Source organism: Chitinophaga pendula, assembly GCF_020386615.1.
Lineage (GTDB): Bacteria > Bacteroidota > Bacteroidia > Chitinophagales > Chitinophagaceae > Chitinophaga > Chitinophaga pendula.
Genome location: NZ_CP077769.1, coordinates 4,552,687 through 4,576,356 on the forward strand (window position 1 = coordinate 4,552,687; position 23,670 = coordinate 4,576,356).

19 protein-coding genes are annotated in these 23,670 nt (G+C 48.5%); 7 read left to right on the forward strand and 12 right to left on the reverse strand.

Going from position 1 to position 23,670, the window contains the following annotated elements; translation table 11 throughout:
• Positions 1-20: 20 nt before the first annotated feature.
• On the forward strand, positions 21-1,325 hold the full coding sequence (locus tag KTO58_RS16230; protein ID WP_095838362.1) for a RagB/SusD family nutrient uptake outer membrane protein: 1,305 nt from the start codon (positions 21-23) through the stop codon (positions 1,323-1,325).
• 69 nt (positions 1,326-1,394) lie between these two features.
• Here KTO58_RS16230 and KTO58_RS16235 read toward each other — a convergent pair whose 3' ends face one another.
• Positions 1,395-2,570, reverse strand: coding sequence for a proline dehydrogenase family protein (locus KTO58_RS16235; protein ID WP_225859790.1), 1,176 nt, complete (start codon positions 2,568-2,570; stop codon positions 1,395-1,397).
• A gap of 234 nt (positions 2,571-2,804) precedes the next feature.
• Between KTO58_RS16235 and KTO58_RS16240 the strand changes: the two genes are divergently transcribed.
• Positions 2,805-3,785 carry a FecR family protein gene (locus tag KTO58_RS16240; RefSeq protein ID WP_095838360.1) on the forward strand — a complete coding sequence of 327 codons (981 nt, stop codon included), beginning with the start codon at positions 2,805-2,807 and terminating at the stop codon, positions 3,783-3,785.
• Here the strand turns inward: KTO58_RS16240 and KTO58_RS16245 are convergent.
• The 3 genes from KTO58_RS16245 to KTO58_RS16255 all read right to left on the reverse strand — a co-directional run bounded on the left by KTO58_RS16245 (position 3,775) and on the right by KTO58_RS16255 (position 6,691).
• A complete protein-coding gene (locus KTO58_RS16245) occupies positions 3,775-4,989 on the reverse strand; it encodes an NAD(P)/FAD-dependent oxidoreductase (protein ID WP_095838359.1) in 1,215 nt (404 codons plus the stop codon). The two genes, KTO58_RS16240 and KTO58_RS16245, sit on opposite strands and share 11 nt — an antisense overlap.
• A 158-nt stretch (positions 4,990-5,147) precedes the next feature.
• Positions 5,148-5,492, reverse strand: coding sequence for a hypothetical protein (locus KTO58_RS16250; RefSeq protein ID WP_095841537.1), 345 nt, complete (start codon positions 5,490-5,492; stop codon positions 5,148-5,150).
• Positions 5,493-5,656: 164 nt separating this feature from the next.
• Positions 5,657-6,691, reverse strand: coding sequence for a sugar phosphate isomerase/epimerase family protein (locus KTO58_RS16255; protein ID WP_095838358.1), 1,035 nt, complete (start codon positions 6,689-6,691; stop codon positions 5,657-5,659).
• Between the two features lie 167 nt (positions 6,692-6,858).
• On the opposite strand from KTO58_RS16255, the gene KTO58_RS16260 reads away from it, so the two are divergent.
• Positions 6,859-7,281 carry a hypothetical protein gene (locus KTO58_RS16260; protein WP_095838357.1) on the forward strand — a complete coding sequence of 141 codons (423 nt, stop codon included), beginning with the start codon at positions 6,859-6,861 and terminating at the stop codon, positions 7,279-7,281.
• Positions 7,282-7,357: 76 nt separating this feature from the next.
• On the opposite strand, the gene KTO58_RS16265 is transcribed toward KTO58_RS16260, so the two are convergent.
• From KTO58_RS16265 to KTO58_RS16280, 4 genes are all read right to left on the reverse strand, one after another.
• Positions 7,358-8,839 carry a SusD/RagB family nutrient-binding outer membrane lipoprotein gene (locus KTO58_RS16265; RefSeq protein WP_157752904.1) on the reverse strand — a complete coding sequence of 494 codons (1,482 nt, stop codon included), beginning with the start codon at positions 8,837-8,839 and terminating at the stop codon, positions 7,358-7,360.
• A gap of 37 nt (positions 8,840-8,876) precedes the next feature.
• Entirely contained in the window at positions 8,877-11,948 is a 3,072-nt protein-coding gene (locus tag KTO58_RS16270) for a SusC/RagA family TonB-linked outer membrane protein (protein ID WP_095838355.1), read from the reverse strand.
• A 600-nt stretch (positions 11,949-12,548) separates the two neighbouring features.
• A complete protein-coding gene (locus tag KTO58_RS16275; RefSeq protein ID WP_095838354.1) occupies positions 12,549-13,418 on the reverse strand; it encodes an alpha/beta fold hydrolase in 870 nt (289 codons plus the stop codon).
• A 16-nt stretch (positions 13,419-13,434) separates the two neighbouring features.
• Entirely contained in the window at positions 13,435-14,031 is a 597-nt protein-coding gene (locus KTO58_RS16280) for a TetR/AcrR family transcriptional regulator (protein WP_095838353.1), read from the reverse strand.
• A gap of 281 nt (positions 14,032-14,312) precedes the next feature.
• Between KTO58_RS16280 and KTO58_RS16285 the strand changes: the two genes are divergently transcribed.
• Both KTO58_RS16285 and KTO58_RS16290 read left to right on the forward strand, forming a co-directional pair.
• A complete protein-coding gene (locus KTO58_RS16285; protein WP_095838351.1) occupies positions 14,313-16,706 on the forward strand; it encodes a TonB-dependent receptor in 2,394 nt (797 codons plus the stop codon).
• 33 nt (positions 16,707-16,739) lie between these two features.
• Complete coding sequence (locus tag KTO58_RS16290; protein WP_095838350.1) at positions 16,740-17,960, forward strand: PepSY-associated TM helix domain-containing protein; 1,221 nt, start codon at positions 16,740-16,742, stop codon at positions 17,958-17,960.
• A 124-nt stretch (positions 17,961-18,084) separates the two neighbouring features.
• On the opposite strand, the gene KTO58_RS16295 is transcribed toward KTO58_RS16290, so the two are convergent.
• The 3 genes from KTO58_RS16295 to KTO58_RS16305 form a co-directional block, all read right to left on the reverse strand.
• Positions 18,085-18,630, reverse strand: a complete 546-nt coding sequence (locus KTO58_RS16295) for a DUF8685 domain-containing protein (protein ID WP_095838349.1) — start codon at positions 18,628-18,630, stop codon at positions 18,085-18,087.
• 24 nt (positions 18,631-18,654) lie between these two features.
• Complete coding sequence (locus KTO58_RS16300; RefSeq protein WP_095838348.1) at positions 18,655-18,873, reverse strand: hypothetical protein; 219 nt, start codon at positions 18,871-18,873, stop codon at positions 18,655-18,657.
• A 233-nt stretch (positions 18,874-19,106) separates the two neighbouring features.
• On the reverse strand, positions 19,107-21,053 hold the full coding sequence (locus KTO58_RS16305) for a helix-turn-helix transcriptional regulator (protein WP_157752903.1): 1,947 nt from the start codon (positions 21,051-21,053) through the stop codon (positions 19,107-19,109).
• Positions 21,054-21,289: 236 nt separating this feature from the next.
• On the opposite strand from KTO58_RS16305, the gene KTO58_RS16310 reads away from it, so the two are divergent.
• Together KTO58_RS16310 and KTO58_RS16315 are read left to right on the forward strand one after the other, a co-directional pair.
• Positions 21,290-21,667 (forward strand): SRPBCC domain-containing protein, encoded by a 378-nt coding sequence (locus KTO58_RS16310; RefSeq protein WP_095838346.1) that lies wholly within the window; start codon positions 21,290-21,292, stop codon positions 21,665-21,667.
• Positions 21,668-21,693: 26 nt separating this feature from the next.
• Positions 21,694-22,173: a hypothetical protein gene (locus tag KTO58_RS16315; protein ID WP_095838345.1), complete on the forward strand. Its 480-nt coding sequence runs from the start codon at positions 21,694-21,696 to the stop codon at positions 22,171-22,173.
• Between the two features lie 4 nt (positions 22,174-22,177).
• Here KTO58_RS16315 and KTO58_RS16320 read toward each other — a convergent pair whose 3' ends face one another.
• Positions 22,178-23,599, reverse strand: a complete 1,422-nt coding sequence (locus KTO58_RS16320) for a right-handed parallel beta-helix repeat-containing protein (RefSeq protein ID WP_157752902.1) — start codon at positions 23,597-23,599, stop codon at positions 22,178-22,180.
• Positions 23,600-23,670: the final 71 nt, after the last annotated feature.

Below are 23,670 nucleotides of genomic sequence, written 5' to 3' on the forward strand. Positions count from 1 at the left end.
ATCTGCAAAACACGTCAATCATGAAACTACATACATATCTCAGACTATTGCCCCTGCTGGCGCTCGCACTCGGCGCCTGCGAAAAAGGCGAAATACCCAATCTCAACAACCCAACTACCGATGTCATCGTCGTCAATGCTAACAAAGACGAACTCAATAACCTCACCACCGGCGCCGAAGCAGGCATGCGCGCTACCCTGGGCACCTACTACGATGCCATCAGCATGATCGGCCGCGAAAGCTATCGCTTCTCCGGCTCAGAACCGCGCTGGACCACCGAAATACTGGGCAGCGGCTCCAATCAGCTCGACAACAACACCTTCTATACCACCAACCCTTGGGCAGCCAGGTACAGGGTCGTTAGACAAACATATATCCTCATGGAAAGCGCCCGCCGCTCTGGCTTCGTATCCGACGCCCAAAAACAGGGATATATCGGCTTCGCCAAAACCGTCATGGCATACCAACTACTGCTCAACCTCAACATGACCGACGCAAACGGCATCCGTGTCAACACCACCGATATCAACAATCTGGGACCCATCATACAAAAAGGCCCGGCTCTCGATACCATCGCCCGCCTCCTGGACGAAGGCAACACCGCCCTCGCCAACGCTGAGATCGTATTCCCCCTCTCCGATGGCTTCGGCAAGTTCGCCTCCAACACCGGCCTCGTAAAATTCAACCGCGCACTGGCAGCCCGCATAGCCGCTTACCGCCAACGCTGGGATGAAGTCCTCACCAACCTCTCCGCTTCCTTCTATGACATCAATGGCTCCCTCTCCGATGGCGTCTTTCACATATTCTCCGCCGGCGCCGGCGATGAACTCAACCCCCTGTTCCTCCCACAGAATAACAATGGAGAGATCAGAGCCGCCCACCCCTCCTACGCCGCAGACATCACCGCCGGAGATGATCGCATCCAGAAAGCCACCATCCGCACCGATGTCGCCAGCCAGGGTGGACTGAGCAGCAACCGCGATGTATGGGTATACCGGTCCAATACCGCACCACTCCCCATCATCCGCAATGAAGAACTCATCCTCCTATACGCCGAAGCCCAAGCCCAGAAAAACAACCTGGACGAAGCCCGCAAAGCCATCGATAGAATACGCACCGCCCACAATCTCCCAGTATACAGCGGCGCCACCACCCAGGCAGCATTCATCACCGAAATGCTCTATCAACGCCGCTACTCCCTCTTCTACGAAGGTCATCGATGGATAGACATGCGCCGGTATAACCGCCTCGGCCAACTGCCCATAGATCGCGTAGGCGACGATGTCTGGGATAAATTCCCCATCCCGCAAAACGAAAACCAGTAAACACGAATGATAAAAACAGCGAAGGCCCCGCAAATTGCGGGGCCTTCGCTGTTCACTATAAAAAACTACTTATTTCCTGCGCTTCAGCTCTTTACGGATCAAACCTAACTCACGTCCCATCTGCCCTGCAATCGAAGTATTCTCCTGCGCGCGACGCACCAGGTAAGGCATCACATCCTTCACCGGCCCGTAAGGCAAGTACTTAGACACCTGGTAACCGGCATGTGCCAGGTTAAAAGTGATATTATCATTCATACCATACAACTGCGAAAAGCTTACATGCGGATGGTTATGAGGAATACCATACCGGTCCATCAATTGCGCAGCCAACATGCAGCTGTCCTCGTTATGCGTACCAACGAACAATCCTACCTTATCCAGTCGCTCCATACAAAATTGCAAAGCAGCATTGTAATCCCGGTCAGCAGCTTCTTTATTAGGTTGTATCGGCGATGGATAACCCATCTCCGCAGCACGCTTACGCTCTTTTTCCATATAAGCACCACGTACCAGCTTCGCACCAAGCAAATAACCACCGCGTTGCGCCTTCTCAAAAGAAGCGGTCAAAAACGCCAGCCGGTCATGACGGTACAGCTGGAAAGTATTGAATATAATTACCCGTCCCTGGTTAAAACGGACCATCAGCTCATCAGTCAGATCATCTACCGGCTGCTGTATCCAGGATTCCTCCGCATCTATCAGCAAAGAAATATTACTGGCTGCTGCCGTCTCTGCAATCGTCATCACCCGCGCACGTACCCGCTCAAATTCCGCCTGCTCCTCCGCACTCAACGTAACACCGCTATGCACCTTCTCCAACAACCCAAAACGGGCAAAACCTGTGATCTTAATAGGAATAAATGGAATATTAGGCTTGCTACCGGCATACTTGATTGCCCGGATAAACTCAGGTACTGCCGCATCATAATTGTGCTCCCCTTCCATCGCTTCTACCCCATAATCCAACGCCACATTCACATGGTACTTGTTCAGCATGGCAGCCGTAGCCGCAGCCTCCTCCATACTCTCCCCGCCGCAGAATTGATTGAAAATGGTAGCCTTAATGATACCCTTTACAGGCAACCTCAGCTTGAACGCCCAGGGCGTCAATGCCGCACCCAACTTTACCAGCCAGGGCTTACCTATATTGCTGAAGAGAAAATCCGCCTTACGCAAGGCGCCATCGGTCTTATGCTCAAACGCAATGGCCGTATTGTCAAATGATAATGGTAGCTGCTTTTCCATGGGCCGCAAAGTTAATGCGCCCCCACATCATCGCAAAAATTAGTATAGGTTATATTATTGTATACTTTCAAATTCCACAATTTCATCACTCTTTTATTGACCAAAACACGCATAAACACCTGGTTTATTAGCATTTGTCATATATCCCTGTTCTTTTATTTTTTTGTTTATTTTTGCCGTTTATCCCGGTACCAACTGCCACACGTCCACGCATAAGAACTAAATGATCAACACATGCAGCAACGCACCTACACCATAGACGAACTGGCTGATAATAGCTCCTTCATCAACTTCTGCCTGCAACGCAATGCCAAAGACATCGCCTGGTGGCAACACTATATCGCACAACATCCCGATCAGCAATCCCTGATCACCGGCGCCTACCAACGCGTACTCGCCCGCGAACACGCACGAACCACCCTACTGGCCATGAAAAAACGCCGCCAACGCCAACGGTTTGCCCTCATCGCTACTATCATCCTCATCGCTGGCCTCGGCACCTGGTACTTCACCGCCAACAGGCCCGCACCAGATAGCACCATCCGGCAACCAGGCACCCACTACACCGTCTACAAAGGCGCCGTAGGTACCCGTACCCCCATCCGGCTGAAAGATAATACCAACGTTATACTCAACTCCAGCTCCATACTACTCGTACCCGATCAGTTCCCAACCACCTCCCGCGAAGTCATCCTCAACGGCGAAGCCTGGTTCGATGTCACCACAGATACCATACATCCCTTCTCCGTAAGATCCGATAAACTGATCACCTCCACCATAGGTACCTCCTTCCGTATGCGCTCCTTCGAAGCACAACAAGGCGCCACCGTATATCTCCTCCGGGGAAAAATACGCGTCGCCAAATCCTATCACTCCCAAAGCGATAACCAACCCGAAATATTAGAACATGGCCAGATGATACTCGCCAATAAAGAAATCGACCTGATGGAAAAAGAAACATTCGATCCCGCATCCCAGGACCAATGGCTATCTGGTTCCGTCACCTTCAAAGAAAACAATTTCCCCTCCCTCATCCGCAAACTGGAAGACTGGTACGCGACAGAGATCACCGTAAAAGGTACATGGCCCGCCAACACCGCCAACCTCACCCTCTCTGTTCACAACGATACCCTGCAACAACTGCTCGACAAAATGATCAGCCAGACAGGTGGCACCTATAAAATCAAAGGCAACAAAGTCATTATCAGCTTCTGATCCGCCTCCCTCTCTCAAAACCAAACATATCCGCATACTTGTTCCGCTTGCCAAGGATCAGGTCCCGGATAATATTGGCGGCCATCTGGCTGAACGTAATACCGTTCCCGCCAAAACCAAGCGCAAAAAAGGTATGTGGCATCCGGCGATAACTACCGATATAAGGCAGTCCGTCCTCCGTCACACCAAAAGTACCCGTCCAACGAAACTCCGGCTCGAATGGCAAATGAGGAAACTTCTGATGGAAGTCCGCCCGCAACTGCCGGCACTTACTAACCAGCAACCGGTCCCGGCGAGCAGGATTGTAAAAAGGCTCATCCCGGCCTCCGATCAATAATCGATTGTCCGACGTAGTACGCAGGTACTGATAAGGCTCCTTTGTCTCCCATATCAGGCAGTTACGATGCCAGAAATCCCCTTGAGACATATGCTCACTCACCATCGCATATGTAGAATGTAGCCGCAACACCGGCTCCTGTATATACTGCATAGCCTCATAACCCGTCGCCACGATCAGGTACTTACTACTCAACGTATACCCTTCCGCGGTATGAACCTTTACACGTCGCTTACATTCCACCCCAGTCACCTGCGTTCTGTCATATACCTCCACCCCCTGCCGTAAATTATATTGATGCAACGCATGCGTCAGCATATACGCATCCGTCTGCGCAGCAGTATGGGAATAAATACCAGCCGGCGATTCAAATCCCATATAAGCCGCAACATCCTCCGCCTCCCACAACTCCACCTTCAATCCTAAGGCCTTGCGCGCAGCATACTCCGCACGTATCATCGCCACATCTTTTTTATAAGAAGCCAGGTAAAGACTCTCCTTCCGCTCATACTGCGCACAATTAACATCCCGGCAGATATCCGCCAGCTCCGCTATGGTCGCAGCCCCTAAAGTATACGCCGCTTCCGCTATACGCACCCCCACCTTCGGAATGAGCTCCACCAATGGCGTATCCACTTCATACTGCAACAAAGAAGTACTCGCACTGGTACTACCCAAGCCAATAGTACGCGCATCCACCACCACACAGGATATACCCGCATTCGTCAACGCATACGCACTCAATGCTCCGGAAATACCCCCGCCAATGATCACCACATCCGTTCGCACATCCCGGCCTAACTTCGGATACTGATAAGGAAGTCCATAACGTACCAGTGAAAAAGGATAACCCGATTGTAAATCCATATATCGTTTAAAACTTTTTTTGTGACAGATTCAAACCGTACCCTGCCTATTAACAACAGGGCACAAAAAAAGATCAGGTAAAATAGCGGTATTGCCGTTACTACCTGATCCTGGGGGACAATGAATGACTACCTATTACAGAAATAGGTATCAAACAGTTACTTGAAAATACTTTTTGACTCCCGGTCTTCGACCTTTATCTTTTTAATGAACTCGTCAAATTTATCCCCTTCATGATTACTGTAGGCACCAAACGCATCGATCACATACCCCTTATTGCCTTCACCGTCCTCAAGCAGATACAACACCGAAGAATCTGAAGGATCTGACTCCCCCTCAAATCGGAAAGTTTTGATCACCGTCAACTCATCAGGATTGTAAATCTTGCTCGTCTTCGGACTTTGCATACGACCGTGATCCGTCATCTTAAATTCATCATCCAGCCCCTTCAATCGCAACTTCTCCATTACAGCACTCAATGTTAACATTTCTGATTTTTCCATGGTTAAAGGTTTAGAAATATAAAAACTAAAACCATGCCAGCAGGAAGTCCCGCTATACACGCACCTCAACAAAGATAACCGCCCTACATTTTGGGGAGTTTTTACAACAAAAAGAGCAGGCTTTGACCTGCTCTCCATAATGATATTCATGATATATCTGCTCATCAGCTCAGCTCAGCTCCTATCCGTAACAATAACTCCTTCGTCTTCCGCACCCCCTCCTCCTCCGGCAACTGCTGCCCCTCATATTCTATTCCCACATAACCGGTATAACCAGCCTCTTTCACGATTTGCAACAATCGCTTATAATCCATCTTCGCCTCATTACCATTCGCATCAAAATCATTCGTTTTCGCACTCACCCCCTTCGCAAAAGGCATCAACTCCTTTACACCGATATAACGATCATACTCCTCCAGACATACCGTCTTCCGCCACGCCTCCACCGTTTGCGCCTCCGGTTTGGTCCTGTTCACACAGAAGTTACCAAAGTCAGGCAACGTACCACAATTACCCCGGTTCACCGTCTTCATCACATTCGATAACCATTGCCCGTTGGAAGAATTACCACCGTGATTCTCCACGATCACATTAATATTAAAGTCCTTCGCAAAATCAGATAACTTGGATAAAGACTCCACCACCGCCTTCGATACCTCTTCTGCCTTCCCCTCTCCTGCCGCATTTACCCGGATAGCATGACATCCTAAAAATTGCGCCGCTTCTACCCACTTATAATGGTTCTCCACCGCCTCCAAACGCTTCTTAACATCCGCATCTCCTAACTCCCCCTCCCCATCACACATAATCAATACACTACGTACACCATTATCATCACACCGCTGTTTCAACTCCTGCAGATAAGCCTTGTCCTTCGCCTTATCCTTAAAGAACTGGTTCACATACTCCACTCCGGATATATCAAATTCCTTCTTAGCCTTCACCGGAAAATCCAGGTTCGTCATCTTACCGGCAAATAACGCCTGGTGAAAAGACCATTCCGCCAGGCTGATCTTGAAAAATAACTCCTTCCCGGCACCAGCTACACCTCCATCCTTTGTAGCAGTACTGTCACCCGCACCGGCACCGGAATTGCCGGCATTACCACAGGCCGCCAGTATCGGCGATATAAGCCCCATCCCCATTGTATACAGACCTGCCTGACGAAGGAATTCACGTCGATTCTTAAAAGTGTTCATATCGTGGTTTTTAGTGATCACTTAATTTAATCATCACCTGCCAATTATGCTAATATTTTATCTAAATGGAAATATTACTAACATGTTAATTGTTTTAATAATATATTTTTTCAACGTACCTTCACCACTGCAGAGCAAAGTGAACATCACCTAAAACCGATATATCTATGAAAATGACCGCCCTTTCCCTACTGGCAGCAAGCATGATCCTGTTCGCGTGTAAAAAAGATGACAAAGTATCCACCTCCACCGGCATCAATGGCAAGTGGAAAATGCAGCAAAACACACGCATTACCTACTACCCGGATCGTAAAGACACCAGCCGCTATAACTATCAGAGCGCCGACTACTGGAACTTCATCGATAACAAGATCGCCCGTAGCATGAACAGCAACACCGATACCGTATATTACACCGTTATCGCTAACAATTCCAAACTCGTCACCGCTTCCGATCCCGAATTCATCTTTCGCGTAGACACCTTCGAAATAAAAAGCCTCGATCGCGCGAAACTGGAACTCGTACTACGGGCACAGTCATTTGGTACCGCCGCACTGAGCTACGAAACTACCTTCTCCTTCACCCGCTGATACTATCAATAAAACAAAAAGGTCACAGGCTGCTACACAACCTGTGACCTTTACTTTGTCAACTAATCCGAATCTTTTATTTATCCCAGAACACTTTCTGTGTAAAAGGATCATTAATGTTCTCCTTGGATACGTTCGCACCGTTCGTACCTAACTCACTGTTCGGATACATCAGCCTTACCGGCGCAACAGTCTTACCGATAGCCAACGGAACCCCCTTCGGAAGATCCAGACGACGAAGATCATTCCAGGCTTCAATGCCAGAAATACTGTTCAACGCAATCCATTTTTGTGTGATAATAGCCTCCAGCTGCTTGCTGGCATCTGCAGGATAACCGGTGTTAGGCAGGGTCTGGCCATAATAAGTAGCCGCTGCGGCCGCTGCACCAGGAACGCCCAGGTAAATGAAAGATTCTTTAATACCACTCTCGTACAACGCCTTCGCATCCGCAGATAACCATCCTCGCTGCGCAGCTTCTGCCTGTAAGAACAATGACTCAGAAGATAACAGGATCACCGCATTCTGATTCAATGCCTTGAATACTCCACCATTCACAACAAAAGCAGAAGTATTTTCAGAACGATACTCATTCTTGCTTGCAGGCGCATTCAACTCCACCCCCTTATAATCACCGCCATTCTTCAGATACATCTGCGCAATACGGTCGTCATTCGTAGACTTATAAAAGTTGATCACAAAAACAGTAGGACGCAGCGCACGATAATCAGATTTGGTAGCACCTCCCTCGTTCTTGTAAAATGCATTCCAGAAAGGATTCTGCTTATCCTTACTACCACTGTAACCAGGGTTGGAATAAACAGTCTCTCCCGCTCCCAGGAACCCGGTCCCTTCCGTAACGATCTTCGCGATCTCCGTCTTGATATAAGCATCCCGGTCAAGCTGAGATTGACGGATCAGCATACGCAACTTCAGCGTATTGGCAAACTTGATCCATTTGGTCATATCACCTTTCAGCATGATATCCTCTGCTCCAGGCTTAGGAGTACCGGCAGGCGCCGTTTTGATCAGCTGTATGGCAGCATCCAGCTGTTTGATCAGGTCATCATAAATGTCCTGCCCTTTATCGTATGAAGGCTGCAACACCGCCACGTCCTTCAATGCGTCCTTGTATGGCACATTATTATACATATCCACCAGTATCTGGAAATGCAACACCTCCAGTATCTTGGCGATCGCCTGATGATTAGCCTTACCTGTCTTCGCCGCAGCATTCCCCGCATAACGCAGATCCGCCAGGTCATTGTACAGGTCCTCCCAGATATCTACGTAAAAGTTAGAATTCACATTGTACAACTTCTCATCCATAAACCACAAATAGTCAATAGATGCCGCCCAGGTACCAGACCAGATAGCACCCAACTGGTTCAGCTTAACATTGAGCTTGTTAGCCGTTACATTCATCGCATTGGGCAACAACTGCTCCGGAGATGAAGAGGTCGGACGGTTAGGGTCCGTATTAATATCAAGAAAACCTTTTTTACAGCTGCCGAATACCAGAACACTGACAACTGATAATATGCTGATTACTTTTTTCATGTGATTGTTTTTTTGCTTGATCACTACACTGTCTCTGCTAGAAAGTAATATTTACACTCGCACCATAGATACGGGTAGGAGGAGCAATCTTGTCATCCACCACACCGATCGCATTACCACTGGTGAAGTTGAACTCAGGATCCGTCCAGATATTCTCTTTAGGCAACCACATCAGGAGATTACGTCCGGATATAGTAACGGAAGCCGCCTTCACAATATTCTGACGACGCAGCAAAGTGGCCGGCAGATCATAAGTCAGAGAGGCCTCACGCAATTTCAGGAAAGTAGCGTCAGCTACATAGTTCTCATTGATCTGTGAATACTGGGAATACCAGTAATCAAATCCACCGGATGTAGTCTTAATATTTGTGTTTGGCTCAAACTTACCGGGAGAAACCTCGATCACAGAATTAGGTATCACAAATGGCTCCCTGTTGTACTCCGCATTACGCGAACCCAAACCATTGAAGTCCATACCTCTCCCTAACTGGTTGTAAAACACATTGCCGGTACGATAATCCAACTGTATACCAAGCGTAAAACCTTTGTACTTAACAGAAGTATTGAAACCCATCATGAAGTTAGGATTGGTCTGCCCCACTGGCTTCAGCGCATTCGCTACCTTAGGATAACCAGTAGCACCGTCTACAACAATACGGCCCTGAGGATCACGTTGGTAAGCTTTCACTTTCAACGTAGGATACTGCTGACCAATCACCGCATAGATATAAGCACTGTTGGCATAACCGCCGATAGGCACTTCACTAGTACCATTCTCACCACCATAGATGCTGATCACCTTGTTCTGCAGATAAGTACCATTCACTCCCACCGTCCAGGTCACATTCTTGTTCTTAACAGGAGTACCCTTTACATCAAACTCAATACCCTTGATACTCACCTCACCACTGTTCACCAGCACACTGCTGTAACCAGTAGCAAAAGATGTCTGAATAGGTATGATCTGTCCCTTCGAAGTGGTCTTATACACACTGATCTCCGTACTCAAACGATCCTGGAAGAAACCTAACTGCAAAGTAGCCTCCACAGAGTTTACAAACTCAGGCTTCAGCTCCTGCGAACGGAAACGGTTATCCAACGTCTGACCTGGTAAGGTACCAAATGGGAAACCTGTACCGTTGATGAATGGAGTGATCAGCTGATAAGGATCCAGGTTCACGTTACCAGTCTTATTGGCAGATAAGGTTACCTTACCGAAAGACAGCGTACGGTTCCCCTGCAACGCCTGGATAGCGTCTGTGAACACAAAAGACAACGATGCACCGGGATAGAAATAAGAACGGTTCTTGCTGCTCAGGATAGACACCCACTCATTACGGGCAGTCACACCGAGGAACAGGTAATTACGGAAACCTACAGACAAATCGCCGAACAAAGCCGTCAAACGGGTATCACGATAGTACTGATCTACAGTAGCCTCGCCCGTACGGTTGTTAACGTTGTAAACATCCGGCGCCACCAGACCGTTAGCTTCAATAGAAGAATAGTTATCGTAGTTGTCACGGATAGTATTACCCAATGTCAGCTTGGTACTGAAATCACCAAACTTGTGATCCGCCGTCACAAGGATGTCCGAGTTGATACGACGACGCGTATAAGCCTCATCCTTCACATAACCGTTATCCGCAGTAGGACGCTGATAAGCCGTAGTAGGGTTCACTTTCGCACGGAAAGATTTTTGTGTATAAGCCTCATTATATAAACCCACACGATACACGAAGTTCAACCAGGAAAGCGGCTGCAAACCCAGATCAAGGTTACCGTTGAACAGGTTAGTCATACGGTCAGCTCGCTGGTTGTCGATCAGCCACCATGGGTTACGGTAGTAACCGTTGAAATAACCGTCAGTAGCCGCCCACTTGTTATTACGCCAGTCGCTCAACTGCGTAATAGGAACGTTCTGCGGAATGTTCAACAGGTTATCGTAAATATTAGCGGTAGTAGTATTAGTCTTGGTAACAGTATAACCAGCATTGAAACCGGCGGTAAAGATCCCCATCTTCCTGCTCGCATTCAGTCGCGCACCAGTACGGCGGTTCTTGTCCTTTGGTATCACCCCCTTGATATTGGCGTCCTGGAATGACAGATAAAACTCACTGTTGTCAGAACCCGCAGACACCGCTACGTCATTCTGCACCGTAAGACCCCTGTCCCAGAATTTACGTTTCTCATCTTTCAAACCTACATACGGCAACATCCATTTGGAACCGTCCGCAAGCGTAGGTCCTACCTGCTTCAACGTACCGTCAAACGGAGCTCCCCAGGAAGTATTCTCGATCGGATCATGTACCCCGTCGCTACCGCCACCAAACTTGTATTGCATATCGGGCAACATAGACACCGTCTCAAACTGAGTAGTATTCGAATAACGAACCACCGGCCTACCAGTCTTACCTTTTTTAGTAGTGATCATCAACACCCCATTCACACCTTCAGAACCATACAGGTTCGCCGCATTCGCACCTTTCAGCACGTTCACATTCTCAATATCATTAGGATTCAGATTGCTCAACACCGCAGAAGGAACCGGCACCCCGTCCACTACGATCAATGCCTGGTTATTACCAGTCAACGAACGGTTACCACGCAACACTATGCGTGGCTCCGGATTCACGCCGTTGTTAGGCAAATTCACCTGCAAACCAGACACCTTACTGGCAAGACCCGTCGCCAGGTTCACCACCTTACCCTGTGTCAAACTCGCATTGTCAATCTTCGCTACAGAATATCCCAGCTCACGGGCAGAACGCTTCAAACCCTGCGCCGTTACCACAATCTCGGACAACTGCTTGTTGTCAGCCACCAGGCTCACATCTAATACATCACCACTCACCACATGCTCAACCTGCGTATAACCAACGAAAGAAAAAATTAAAACGGCATGCTGTCCTGGCACCTGAAGATGGTACTTCCCTTCTGCATTAGTACTCGTACCTGACTTAGCTCCTTTTACTCTTACAATCACGCCGGGCATAGGGGCGCCTCCTGACTTTTCAGTAACTGTGCCACTCACCTCTCTGTTCTGGGCAAATAACGGCTGGCCCATCAACACGAGGATGAGTAACACCTTGAGAAGATGTTTGTTCATGATTTTTCCGCGGTTTAAATTTCAGTTGTTTGTAAATCTTGGTTGTTAGTTGGCTTCTTTATCTGCCGTAAAGCAAAATCTGGATCTTGTTGTTTGGTTAGTTAAATAATCACTATATATAAGCTCATAGAAAAATTACATTGTCCCTACATATCTAATGTCCTGGGAATCGGACTTCGTTAATGCTAATGGCGGTCGTTAATGGATGAATGACAGTATTATCGTATTTGGTTACCCCTGGAATTTTAGCGTTCTAACATCCTGGTTGAACAGGCCTACAAGATAAGGAGGTTTTCGAAAAAACAACGCTTCTATTAGAAATCCATCAGAAAAACTATATTTTTAGTTGATTTTTTTCAATATAATTCGGATATAACTCCAAATGCAAATAAGATTTGCTATAATAATTTCATATGTATTGAAATACAATTCGTTTCAACTTATCTACTTCCGCACAAAACAACATGACAACTTCCCTGCTAAATAGGTAGATTCTTTTAGCAAAAAAAATTAAAAAAACTTTAACAATCTGTAAGTATCAACGGGCAAAAACACTTTTTTTTAACGTCCAAATACCTGCAAATTATCGGAGTTATCCTCTCAGCTACCCAAAAATGCCAATACCTCCCGGATCACCGCCTCATTCCGCATGATCCGGAAATGCCCCTCCCCCTTAATATGAAAAGCCTGTATACCAGGATACACCGACAAAAACGCCTCCACCTCCTGCTGCTTCACCAACAGGTCATTCTCATCAGATACCACCAGGATCTTATCCGCATGGATACCTTCCAGGTACTGAAAAAGATCCAACCGCGCCAGATCATCCCGCAACCGCCGGCGTACCAACGCTTGCACCTTAGGCATCACCGGCTGAGGAATACCATATTGCTGGAAAGCATCATTGAAAAAAGCAGGCGCACTCACAGAAGAACCCATCATCACCAACCGCGATACCTTCATATCCGTCCTTGCCAATGTCAATGCCGCATTTAACCCGCCCAAAGAATGCCCCACGATCGCATCCACCGGGCCCACCTGCTCCAACACCTGCTGTAATACATACATCCACTGCACCAGGTTACTACGCTTCCCGCCAGATGCTCCGTGAGCAGGCCCGTCATAACTGATCACCTCATAACCTCCCTCGACCAACGCACCTACCATTTGCCGGAAATCAAGTGGACTGCCTCCCCAACCGTGCAGTAACAACACCTTACGGTCAGACACTCCCCACCTATACCCTTGTATACCTACCTTACGCTCACTGAAAGCATACTCACGCACTAACCACCGCTCCTGCCGTGCCTGCGCGCCAAACGCCAATTGCGACGCCCGTAACTTACGCCCGGGCGGCGTACTGTAAAGCCGTAAAAACACCCGCGCCGTCAACCCGGGAAAAGAATACCCCAAACGGGATAAGAAAAAAGAGGACATCCTTAACGAGAATGGCAATACATCCTTTTGCATCTGTATGTTATTAAGATTATTTAATGATTTGCGCAGCTATCTCCTCCTTCAACATATCCATCAACACATCCATCTGCGCCTTGTCCTGGCATATACGGGCCACCAATATCCCTCCTTCTATGAGGGCAAACATCCGGACCGCAAACCGTCGCGTATCCCACCCCTTCCTGAACTCCCCCGTACGTACCCCCTCATCTGCCATTTCCTGTATCCTCCCCTGATAATACAACACCTGCTGCGCCAAACGCTCCCGTAAAGCGGGTATCATATCATCTGCCTCTACCCCGAAATTTAATATAGGACAGCCCCCCGCAATCACCGGGTCTAAAGCATATGCCCGGTAAAACTCCACCAACGCATACAACTGCGCACCGGCCCCACCGCCAGCAGATCCCAACACCTCCCGCAATCGCTCCCCGATCACCCCCATCATATGCTCAAAAGAAGCAAGCAGGATCTCCTCCTTCGTATCAAAATTCCCATACAATCCCCCCTTCGCCAATTGCGTCGCCTCCATAATATCTTGTACAGACGTCCCGGCCGCCCCCCTCATATTAAATAAGGGTGCCGCCTGCGAAACAATAAATTGTTTAGTTCGTGCTCCTTTTTTCATTCACTGCGTTGTTTATTGCATTTCTTTTTCGTTACTTATATCGCTTTGTCAAAAACATCTGGTATCATAATCACAAAAATAGACCAGATGGTCTTATTTTACAAAAACATATTGTCAGACAGCCGTAAGTTTCCGTATTATGCAAAAAATTTCCTGATGCGATATCTTGCAACGCCATTTTTCTGGCAACTTGCAGACGCATTAAATGCAATGCAGGGTACAAGGGACAAATTGCCATCATCATTGCCAGGCGCTATTTAAACCATCTATCGAAATCACAAATGAAACAAACAGTACTACTGTTGTTACTAGTATGTACCGCATTGGTCATCAGAGCTCAACACGCGGTCGTAAAAGGCACTATCATCACGTCAGAAGGCAAACCTGCCGCATTCATCACCGTCGGCATAGAAGGTACCCGCCTAGGAGCCGTTACCTCCGACGAAGGCACCTATATCATTAATAATATCAAACCTGGCAACTATACCGTCAAAGTTACCGGCGTAGGCATCAAAACACAGGAAAGGACCGTCTCCCTCACCCCAGGTCAGACCCTCGCCCTCCATCCCATCATCCTCGCCGAATCCGCCAAACAACTACGCGAAGTCATCATCCAGAGCATGGGCAACAAATTCTCCCGCAAATACAGCGAACATGTCGCCCGCATCTCCCTCCGTAACCTCGAAAACGCACAGGTATACACCGTCGTAAGTAAAGAATTGTTACAAGATCAAATGAGCTTCACCCTCGAAGATGCGACCCGCAACATGCCGGGTGTCTATCAACTGCTACCCGCCACCGGCAGAAACACCGACGGAGGCGCCTATTTCTCCTCTCGGGGATTCTACCTCCAGGGACAATTGAGAAATGGCGTAACCGGCTTCGTCAATAACACCGTCGATGCCGCTAACCTCGAACGGATAGAAGCCATCAAAGGCCCCTCCGGCACCCTCTTCGGAAGCGCCCTCACCTCCTTCGGTGGCCTCATCAACCGCGTAACCAAAAAACCGAATGAAAAAAGAACTGCTGAAGTAGCCTACAGCGCCGGTAGCTTTAACTTCCATCGTATCACCGCCGACGTTAATACACCGCTGGACCAACAAAATAAATGGCTGTTCCGCACCAACGTCGCATATAACCGGGAAAACCGCTTCCAGGCCAATGGCCGCGCCCGTTCCCTCCTGCTGGCACCCAGCCTCCTGTTCCAACCGTCAGATAGATTATCTATACTGCTCGACGCCGAAATATTCCTCACCAAAAGCACCACCCCGCAAATCGTTTTCTTCAACGCCTCCATCACAAGACTGGGGAAGTCCCGCGCCGACGAACTTAAAATGGACTACAACAGATCCTATATCAGCAGCGATCTTACCCAACAAATCAACACAGGCAACTTCTTCGCACAGGTCACCTACAAACTGTCGGAAAAGTGGAAATCCCAGACCAACTTCGCTACCACCAACAATAAAAACGAGGGTCCACAGCTGTATTTTATGGCTCTCCCCCACGATTCCCTGGGCCGCCTCATATACAACGACAACTCCCGCACCAGCTCCTTCCATATACAACAAAACTTCACGGGCGACTTTCACATAGGTACCATACGCAACCGGGCGCTGATAGGAATAGATGTATTCAGCAGCAGATCCTTCATCTCCCTCCAGACCATGATCAATAGCCGCAACAGACAAAGCGACTACTTCGATACCATCAGCCTCACCCAACCTGATCCCGCTAAATACGCGCAATTCAATAAGGCCAATGTGGATAACCGCATGAAAAAAACCGCCCTCGACGAAAGAAGAAGTGCCCAATACACCTATAGCGCCTACATCAGCGACGTCGTAAACATTACCGACCGCCTCATCGCCAACCTCGGCCTGAGGATCGATCACTTCGACAATAAAGGCACCTACTACCTCGCCGCCGACACCACCCTGAGTGCATATACACAAACCGTCTTGTCACCCAAATTCGGCCTGGTATTCCAACCAGTAAAAGATAAGGTCTCCCTGTTCGCCAATTATCAAAATGGCTTCCAGAATGCCAACGGCCGTGATAGACTGGGTAAGACATTTAAACCACAGCAGGCCAACCAGTGGGAAACCGGCGTAAAGATCGACCTGCTGCATGGCAGCCTCTCCGGCACCTTCAGCTACTACGATATCTCCCTGAAAAATGTATTGAGAATGGATCCCGTAGATCCCAAATACCAGATACAGGATGGTACCCAACGTAGCAAAGGATTCGAAGCAGAGATCATCAGCGAACCGGTTGCCGGCCTTAACATAGTAGCAGGATATGCCTACAACGAAAGCAAAATGACCCAAAGCGATGCCTCCGTACTTAATCGTCGCCCCACCAGCGCAGGTCCTGCCAACCAGGCTAACCTGTGGCTAAGCTACCAACAGGCAAAAGGAAAATTGAAAGGACTGGGACTGGGTGTCGGTGGCAACTACGCCAGCGAAAACAAGATCATCAACGATACCCAGAATGGCGTATTCACCCTGCCCGGTTACACCGTTATGCAGGCTTCCGTATTCTATAATAAAGCGGCTTACAAACTGGGTGTCAAAGTCGACAACCTCACCAACCAGCAATACTGGATCGGCTGGTCAGGCCTCAGCGCGCAATCTTCCCGCCGCCTGATCGCAAGTCTGACAGTAAGAATGTAACTTTGAAAGAAAAAGAATAGTCTCACCCATCGAATGACAGCACTACCTGCTAAGAAGAAAAAGAAAGGATCTATCCTCAGCAAATGCCTGGCCTGGCTCCACCTCTGGATGGGCCTCATTTCCGGCATCGTCGTATTTATTATCGCCGTTACCGGCTGCCTATTCGTATTCCAGAAAGAGATCATGGAATCCATCCATCATCAGACATACTTCGTGACACCTACTCACACCGCCCCGTTGCCGCTAAGCACCCTCCTGGATAATGCACAAAAAGCACTGGGCACCGCCAAACCAGCCAACTACATCACCGCCTACATACAACCAAACCGCGCCTGGGAATTTATGTCCTACGCCGGTAACGACACCGCCACTACGTATTTCGGCACGCTCCAGCACTACGAGTCCGTTTTTATCAACCCGTACAACGGCGCCGTCACCGGCCGCATCGACTACAAATACAACTTCTTCAATATCGTCAAAGGTATACACTGGAGCCTCCTGCTTAACGATAAGTATGGCCAACCCATCATCGGCTGGAGTACCTTCATCTTCATCATCCTCCTCATTACCGGGCTGGTCCTCTGGTGGCCCAAAAAGTGGAACAAAGCTGCTCGTAAACAGAACTTCCGGATCAAATGGGGCGCCAGCTTCAAACGGCTGAACTATGACCTCCACAACGTATTAGGTTTCTATAGCCTGCTCATCGCCCTCGTACTCGCACTGACAGGTATGGTGTGGGCATTCAAATGGTTCGAGGCCACCGTCTATGTCATAGCTGCCCGTTCCACCACACCGCCGGTATTCCAGGAGCTGAAATCCGCCAAACCCACAACTCCACCCGTTACCAACCCGCTCGACATCGCCTTCAAAACGGCACAATTGCAGATGCCAGACGCACAACGATACGGCGTATCACCAGCTCCCACACCCGAAGGTGTAATCAACGTACATGCCTTCCGAGGAAAAGAAGTGTATTACGACCATGATGAAGCCGACTTCGACCAGTATACCGGAAAAATGCTGCACAAACAGACAGAGAAAGAGAAAAATGGCGGCGTCCAGATGATAGAACTCAACTATGATATCCACGTAGGTGCCGTTGGCGGCATCGCTGGCAAGATCATCGCCTTTATCGTCGGCCTGATCTGTGCCTCCCTGCCCATCACTGGATTCCTCGTATGGTGGGGTAAGAACCACCATAAAAAATATCAAAAGCCTGCCACAAGAGCATCCGTATCTGCCACCACCGTCTGAACTTTTTTGTCTGGTGATGATAAAGCCATACTCCGTATTGGCTTTAAAATCTAATTGCACAACCTATAAATAGAAAGGCCGGCTACAAGATCGTAACCGGCCTTTTTCTATCCGTGATGATGAATTAATCTTCTTTACCTCCCTTCTCTCCCACAAACCAATGCTCCTTCTCTTTAAACAATACATTGAAGGTCGTCAGCGATCCATAGATCCGCGTTATATACTGCTGCATATTCACTTTGTCCGCATCACTCAGCTGCTTATGACTGTTGACCTGCTGCTCCAACACCCGCAGCCGGTCCCGTACCATAACGATCTTATGAAAAAATACATCCAATGGTATCTCCTTCGCCTTCGTACCGCTATCCTTCGGCTGCAACACCAAAGTACCGCCCTCCCAGCGCTCACCGATCGGCACCTTCTCCGTAACACCGCCCCAAAGCCGTAATATCTTCAGCAAAGAGGTCTCCACCGCCGATAACGTCTCTACCTCTACCGTCTTATTCTCTGCATACAATACCTCAAAAAGCGGATCATCCTTATCTACATCCAAAATCCCCTCATTCATAAAGGTCACCGTATACTGAGCATATTTTACACCGATAATAACACCAGGCCCATAACGTGCATGCTGCACCCTGGAACCAATACCTAATGTCAGTTCTTCCATATGTCGATTATTTGTTTCGCTGTGCTACTTCATCCCCAGCCAGCTCCAAAAATGGTCACTGCCTCCGACGAAGAACAACAAGATACAAATAAGACCTAATATGGCGAGATACATCGCGGCAGCAATATCTTCCTTAGCCTTCCGCTCCTGCGCACTCTTAGGATACTGAAATACATCCAGGTAACTGAGCGCTTTGGTTTCGTACTTGCTGGCCACACGCAGCAATAATTTCAGGCGTTGCATCGGTTATAGAGTTGTTTGTTGTTGTAAATAAATGCGCTTCGCGCCAACCTTTCCGGTCGTTCAATGGCAGGATGTGGTTAAAATGTACCCAGGAATTACAGTAGTAGTACCCGTTGATTTAATCTAAAAATAACAAACAATGCTCCTCCCCTACCAACACCTTCGTGTGATTTTATGTTAATTTTTCATATGAAAACCCTTGCAAGCAAACGCGACATACATTAACAAGCCGTTTACAATCGCCTGCTTTCCCCCAATGATAAAATGAATTGATCCAGACTCTCGTCTTTTTGAAGGGCTAACTTTTGTTTGATACGATACCTCGCCATTCGTATACTCTTCGGCTCTACACTCATACGCTGCGCAATCTCCTTCACCGACAATCCCATCAATATATAAGCACAATGCCGCATATCCAAACGGGTCAGGTTATCCACCGCCTTCTCCTGCAACCGCACAAAAAATTCAGGGTGAATATCCTTCAGGTCAGATTTCAGATTGTCAAAATCCTCATCCAAACGCCGGTCCTGGTTGATGATATTATTCAACTGCCGTAATACCGGCGATCCATGACTGGTCTCCTCCGTAATCTTCTTCTGCAACGACTGCAGCAACTCATTCTTCTGCTCCACCTGCAAAGCACCGGCCAGCAGATCCTTCTGCAACCGCTCCTGCCTCTCCTGCAACAACTGCTGCTCCGCTTGCAAACGCATCGCCTCCTCCTCCTTCAACTTCGCTTGTAAAGTCACCTCCTGCTTCTCCAATTCCAATCGCTTATTCTCCTCCGTCTTCAACCGCGCCTGCAATGCCGCATCCTCCTTCTCCTTCGCCAGCAACCGCTGCTGCTGCATCGTCGACTTCAACCGGAAATGATATGACAAAAACAGAAACAACAATGCCAGCAAACTCGCCACCGCCAGCGAAATATAAAAAAAATTCAATTTCTTGTTAAATGATGCCCGCTGCTCCAGCAACACCAGCTCCCGCTCCTTCCGCTCCGTCTCAAACTGAGCCTCCAGCCGCTTTGCCGACACCACCTTCTCCGCATCAAAAGCATCCTTGTAAAACTCCGTAAACTGCTTCAAATAACGAAGCGACGCCGGCAACTCCCCCTTCATCTCCGCTACCGCCGAAAGACTGCGCATAAACTGCGCCATCACCAACGGACTACTGCTGATATCCTCCTTCAATGTCATAAATCCCATCATCAACAACCGCTCCGCCTCATCATAACGATGGTCCGCAATCGCATAATCACTCAACATACCATACACACTGGCCACCACCTGCTGCTGATACGTACGGCGCCCCGTCTCCAAAGCAATATCCAGGTACTTCATCACCGTATCCTTGTAGGGTCTATGAAAATACCGCGCATACAGCCCCGCCGTATTCAACGCCAACACCGCCATCATACTGTGATGCACCATCCTCCCCCCTTCATCCTGGTACAACCGGATCGCCTGCCGGTTGAAATACAGGGCCGAATCCAATAATTCATGACGTGTCGTATCCCGACGGAAAATCCGCTCATAATAATTCGCCATCGACTGATAAGACGAACAAATATGATCCGGATCACCACTCACCTTCGCCAGCTGCATACACAATAAAGCATACCGCTGCTGACTCTTCCATTCCTGCCAGTCCGCATAAATATTCGATATCTGGTAATAAATCGCCGACTCATAACCGGGCGACTGCTGACCGTCCAACAACCGCAATGCCTGGAAAAAGGACTTGAGCGCCTCATGCGGTTTCCCTTCCTTATCAAATAAACTGCCTCCCATATAATACACAACTCCCTTCACCGTCCGGTTCTCCGTACGCGACAGGTACCACCGCGCACTGTCCAGCTCCTCCCGCGCCATCGACACACTGTCCACCCGCATATATAAACTGCCCAACATAGCATGACTGAACGCCGAATACTGACCGTCCTTCAACCCATAACTCAACCGCAATGCCTGCTTCACAAGCGCTACCGCCTCCCGTCGAAATCGCTCCCCAGTCGTATAAGCCAGCTTCCCCATCGTCATGATCCGCTCCTCCTGCGTCAGGTCCGCTCGCGATAATACCTGCCGCAAAGAATCCGCCTGCACCTGACCATACACCGCCGAAACCGACATACCTCCTAAAAAAAGAATCAGTAAAAGCAACTTTCTTTGCAAGTAATTCATGAGATAAAATTAAGTATTCCTATACACACAATTAACACATTACCATATTTCACATTTCATAACGCACTATATACTTATAATTTAAAAGCTTTTGTAGACACAATGTAGTCAGCTCCTACTCCCCCTCCACCACCCTCATCCACCGCCCTCTCCCTCACTTCTCCCTCACTTCTCCCAAACTTACCCTACCCGAAATCGGGAAATCTCTGTTACCTTCATACCTCGAATGCATTCACATGAAAGATTATAAAAGGCATTTTATACTGGCTGCTCCCCCCGAAGATGTATATCGCGCACTCACCTATGCTCCTACCATCCAACTCTGGACCGGCGAACCGGCAGAAATGAGCGACACACCCAATACCGAATTCTCCCTATGGGATGGCGCCATCGTAGGCCGCAATATCTCCTTCATCGAAGACAAACAGATCGTACAGGAATGGTACTTCGGCGAACAGGAAGAACCGTCCATCGTAACAATCAACTTGCATCATCACAAAAAAGGCACCGACGCCGAACTCCGGCATACCAATATCCCCGACGAAGAATACCAGGACATCGTCGAAGGATGGAACGAAGCCTACTTCGGTTCCCTCATAGATTTCTATGCCTGAGCCAACATACCGGCAAATCATACAGGATGACCAAAACAACTATCAACGAGCTAAAAAAAGAACTGACCACACTTCCCCCGGCACAACTGCTGGAAATATGTCTGCGACTCGCTCGTTTCAAAAAAGATAATAAAGAATTACTGGGATACCTCCTCTTCGAAGCACATGACCTCGAAGCCTACATCAGGAATGTAAAAGAAGAAATGGAGGCAGATTTTAACGGGCTCCCGGCTACAAATAGCTACCTGACAAAAAAAGTGCTGCGGAAAATACTCCGCAGCACCGCTAAACATATTAAATATACCGGCTCCAAACAAGCCGAAGCCGAACTGTTATTATACTTCTGCAGCCTCATCAAAAAAGCACGTATCCCGCTCACCGCCGGCACCGTTATATACAATATGTACCGCCAGCAACTCAAAAAGATACAAGCTATCATCGCCGCACAACACGAAGACCTCCAATACGACTATCAACGCCAGCTGGATCGCCTCACATTACACTAATTACCTACTTCCGGTAACCTGCACCCTGCATCGGAGAACCCGAATTAGGCGTGTAGAAATTGTTCGCATCCACCAACGCTGCTAACACCGTCGCAAACTTCGCATTAAACTGATTCCCCGTGCCTTCCGAATAATCACCACCATTCTCCGAATAGATATACGCCTTCGCATTCACATTGCCTCCCGCCACCATCGGCTGAATGAAAGCATTCGACTGCACCAGCACCTTACTCGTCATCCCCTGGTACCCATTGATACGCAGATTCACACCCGCCGTACGGGCAATCGTATTATTGATCACCTGCACCCGCGCATCCGCCGTACCCCGCAAACTCACTCCGTCACTCCCCGTATTGTCACGAAACAGGTTGTTGCGGATAATATGTGTACCGCCATTCTCCCCAGATCCGAAAAACTGGCAAAGCTCTCCCCACCCGTCATGCACATAGTTGTCATGCACATTCGAATTCGTCGTACGCCCGCCAATCAATATACCACCGCAATGCGAAGGATTACGCTGCGTCCCCCAATTACTCACATTGTTATTATACACCTCCAGCTGGTCAATAGCCGCCGTCTGTATACCGTCCGCACCACTGTTCATCACCACATTGGAATAGATCTTCACACCCCGCCACTTGATCGGCTGCACAAACTGACTACCACCGGGCATATCCGCCGGACTGCCAAAGTAAGGCGTATTGTTCGTCAGGTTCCAGTATGTAGCCGTATGACCTATATACATCGCCTCATTCAGCGTACCACTCACCGTCAGATTATGAATACTCAACTGCGACATCCATGAATTAGGATAATACGTACTGGCATCGTTTCTCACCGGATCCGTCTTCGCCCATATACCAGTACCCCCATTCCGGATAATCATATTACGCATCTCGAAATTATCCGTCTTATCCTTCAATACCACATTGAAATAAGCACCCCGGTTCCCTTGCTCCGATCCGTTCACCACGAACTGCGTACGCGAATTCGTACTGCCGATCTTTACATAATGACAGTTCGAAAATGTCAACGCAGCCGCCCAAGACCCGCCATTCCACCGCGGATCTCCAATGTTCGTCACCGTAGTACCGAAATTGCGGACATAAATAGGCTTCGAAGAAGTACCACTCATATTACTGATCAGTATCCCCTTGAAATCACCTTTCAGGTTCAAAATATCCCCTGGCTGATATTTACCATTGGAATTATCAATCACCAAAGTACCATAAGCATCAGGTACAATCGTAACCTCTCTGCCCGTAATCGTCTCCGGCTGTTCTTGATCCGGATCAGGATTAGGCTGCTGCTCTTTAGGTGGCTGGACCGTCGATGACTCCTTCTTGCAGCCAGTCGTCACATACCATAACAGACATAGGGTCAACAGGTGCAAAGCCCGGACATGGATTAAGCTGAATCGCTTCATGGCTTTTCGGTTCATTTTTTTTAATAGCAGCTCGCCCACACCTGTCGGTGTTACGTAGCGGCTGCCGGATA

Coding starts and splice junctions, on each gene's coding strand:
- KTO58_RS16230 (WP_095838362.1), top strand. CDS start 21: ATGAAACTACATACATATCTCAGACTATTGCCCCTGCTGGCGCTCGCA.
- KTO58_RS16235 (WP_225859790.1), bottom strand. CDS start 2,570: ATGGAAAAGCAGCTACCATTATCATTTGACAATACGGCCATTGCGTTT.
- KTO58_RS16240 (WP_095838360.1), top strand. CDS start 2,805: ATGCAGCAACGCACCTACACCATAGACGAACTGGCTGATAATAGCTCC.
- KTO58_RS16245 (WP_095838359.1), bottom strand. CDS start 4,989: ATGGATTTACAATCGGGTTATCCTTTTTCACTGGTACGTTATGGACTT.
- KTO58_RS16250 (WP_095841537.1), bottom strand. CDS start 5,492: ATGGAAAAATCAGAAATGTTAACATTGAGTGCTGTAATGGAGAAGTTG.
- KTO58_RS16255 (WP_095838358.1), bottom strand. CDS start 6,691: ATGAACACTTTTAAGAATCGACGTGAATTCCTTCGTCAGGCAGGTCTG.
- KTO58_RS16260 (WP_095838357.1), top strand. CDS start 6,859: ATGAAAATGACCGCCCTTTCCCTACTGGCAGCAAGCATGATCCTGTTC.
- KTO58_RS16265 (WP_157752904.1), bottom strand. CDS start 8,839: ATGAAAAAAGTAATCAGCATATTATCAGTTGTCAGTGTTCTGGTATTC.
- KTO58_RS16270 (WP_095838355.1), bottom strand. CDS start 11,948: ATGAACAAACATCTTCTCAAGGTGTTACTCATCCTCGTGTTGATGGGC.
- KTO58_RS16275 (WP_095838354.1), bottom strand. CDS start 13,418: ATGCAAAAGGATGTATTGCCATTCTCGTTAAGGATGTCCTCTTTTTTC.
- KTO58_RS16280 (WP_095838353.1), bottom strand. CDS start 14,031: ATGAAAAAAGGAGCACGAACTAAACAATTTATTGTTTCGCAGGCGGCA.
- KTO58_RS16285 (WP_095838351.1), top strand. CDS start 14,313: ATGAAACAAACAGTACTACTGTTGTTACTAGTATGTACCGCATTGGTC.
- KTO58_RS16290 (WP_095838350.1), top strand. CDS start 16,740: ATGACAGCACTACCTGCTAAGAAGAAAAAGAAAGGATCTATCCTCAGC.
- KTO58_RS16295 (WP_095838349.1), bottom strand. CDS start 18,630: ATGGAAGAACTGACATTAGGTATTGGTTCCAGGGTGCAGCATGCACGT.
- KTO58_RS16300 (WP_095838348.1), bottom strand. CDS start 18,873: ATGCAACGCCTGAAATTATTGCTGCGTGTGGCCAGCAAGTACGAAACC.
- KTO58_RS16305 (WP_157752903.1), bottom strand. CDS start 21,053: ATGAATTACTTGCAAAGAAAGTTGCTTTTACTGATTCTTTTTTTAGGA.
- KTO58_RS16310 (WP_095838346.1), top strand. CDS start 21,290: ATGAAAGATTATAAAAGGCATTTTATACTGGCTGCTCCCCCCGAAGAT.
- KTO58_RS16315 (WP_095838345.1), top strand. CDS start 21,694: ATGACCAAAACAACTATCAACGAGCTAAAAAAAGAACTGACCACACTT.
- KTO58_RS16320 (WP_157752902.1), bottom strand. CDS start 23,599: ATGAAGCGATTCAGCTTAATCCATGTCCGGGCTTTGCACCTGTTGACC.